2 protein-coding genes are annotated in these 1,627 nt (G+C 68.6%); both read right to left on the reverse strand.

Annotation, left to right across the window (positions count from 1 at the left end; all coding sequences use genetic code 11):
- The coding region (locus P409_RS38470) for a lytic transglycosylase domain-containing protein (RefSeq protein ID WP_238578838.1) at nucleotides 1–785 on the reverse strand (785 nt) is incomplete at its 3' end.
- A gap of 241 nt (nucleotides 786–1,026) precedes the next feature.
- The coding region (locus P409_RS33820) for a GNAT family N-acetyltransferase (protein WP_152613696.1) at nucleotides 1,027–1,627 on the reverse strand (601 nt) is incomplete at its 5' end.

Raw genomic sequence — 1,627 nt, forward strand, 5'->3', positions numbered from 1 at the left:
ACCTGGGTGGTGGCGCCGTCCGGGATCGGCTGCATCCGCACAACGCCGGGCTGCTGCACCACGCGGACCGGCGGCAGCGTCGAGGCGGCGCTCGACCCGTCCGGGATCGGCTGCATGGCCGCGACCACGGTGGTGGTGCCGCGGGTCGACGACCCGTCGGGGATCGGCTGCATGGCCGCGACCACCGTGGTGCTGCGGGTCGACGAACCATCCGGGATCGGCTTCATCGCCGCCACCACGACGGTGTTGCGGGTGGAGGATCCGTCGGGGATCGGCGCCATGCGGATCGTCGCCGGCACCTTCTGCTGGATCTGCGCGGCGGCGTACTGGGTCATCCGGTCGCTGTCGCCGTCGCGGCCCGGCACGATGCCGGCGATCTGGGGCCCAATGATGTCCATGTAGCGCTGAGTCTCGCGCGGCAGCGGCCGGCCTTCCTCGACATACTGGCGGTACCGCTCCGGCCCGGCGTTGTAGGCGCCGAGGAAACCGGGCGAGCCGTACAGGTCGTACATCTCGCGGAGATAGGCGGTGCCGGCCATGATGTTGTCGCGCGGGTCGTAGGCGTCGCCGCCCAGCCCATGCACATAGCGCAGCTCCTCATAGGTGCCGGGCATGACCTGCATCAGGCCCATGGCGCCGGCATGGCTGGTGATCGGCTGGCCGCCCTTCCAATGGGTCTGACCGCCGCTTTCCACCTGCATCACCGCGCGGATCCATTGCTCGGGGATGTTGAAGCGGCGCGAGGCGTCATGGATCTCGACGCCCCAGGGGCCGCTGGCAACCACGGGTTTCGGTTTCGGCGCCTCGGCGCAGGCGGCGAGCAAGCCTGCAAGCAAGGCCGTGGCCGCAACCGTCCTGGTCCAGCGGGTTGTCCCTGGCATCTTCCCCTCCATGCTCCCCCAAAACCAAAAGCCCGGCAGCGACGCCGCGGGCCTCAAAATTGACGCAGGCCCTTAACGTATACGGACAAGTGCTTCATTTAAAGAGGAAAAACGCAAACGCCAATCCCCCTCGGCGGCGCATTTCCTAGGCAGGATGCTGACTGAGAGCGGGCAATCCGTCGAGCGAAATCGTCACATGAATGATGCCGGGCTCGTCCGGCACGTCCTCGCGGGCGAATCCCAGCTCCCCGGCCATGCGCAGCATGGTCACATTCTCTCGCAGCACCTCGCCGAAGATCCGCTTCAGGCCGCGGCTGCGGGCATAGTCGATGATCTCGGTCATCAGCCGGTGGCCGAGGCCCAGCCCCTTGAGGTCGGAGCGCACCATGATGCCGTATTCGGCGGTCTCGCCGTCCGGGTCGGCGATGATGCGCACAGCTCCCAGGATCACCCGCTGCCCGTCCTCCTCGGCCTCGGCCACCAGCGCCATCTCGCGGTCGTAGTCGATCTGGGTCAGCCGGGCGGCGAATTCATGGCTGAAGCTGCGCATGGCGCTGAAGAAGCGCAGCCGCACATCGTCCGGGCTGGACCGCTGCAGCATCTCGCGGATCGCCGGCTCGTCCTCCGGCCGGACCGGCCGCAGCGTGACCTCGCGCCCGTCGCGCAGCGTCAAATGCTGCACCAGCCGCTGCGGATAGGGCCGGATGGCGAAACGCGGCGTGCCGGGCGGCAGCGGCGGCCGCACC

The organism is Inquilinus limosus MP06 (assembly GCF_000767795.1).
GTDB classification, from domain to species: domain Bacteria; phylum Pseudomonadota; class Alphaproteobacteria; order DSM-16000; family Inquilinaceae; genus Inquilinus; species Inquilinus limosus_E.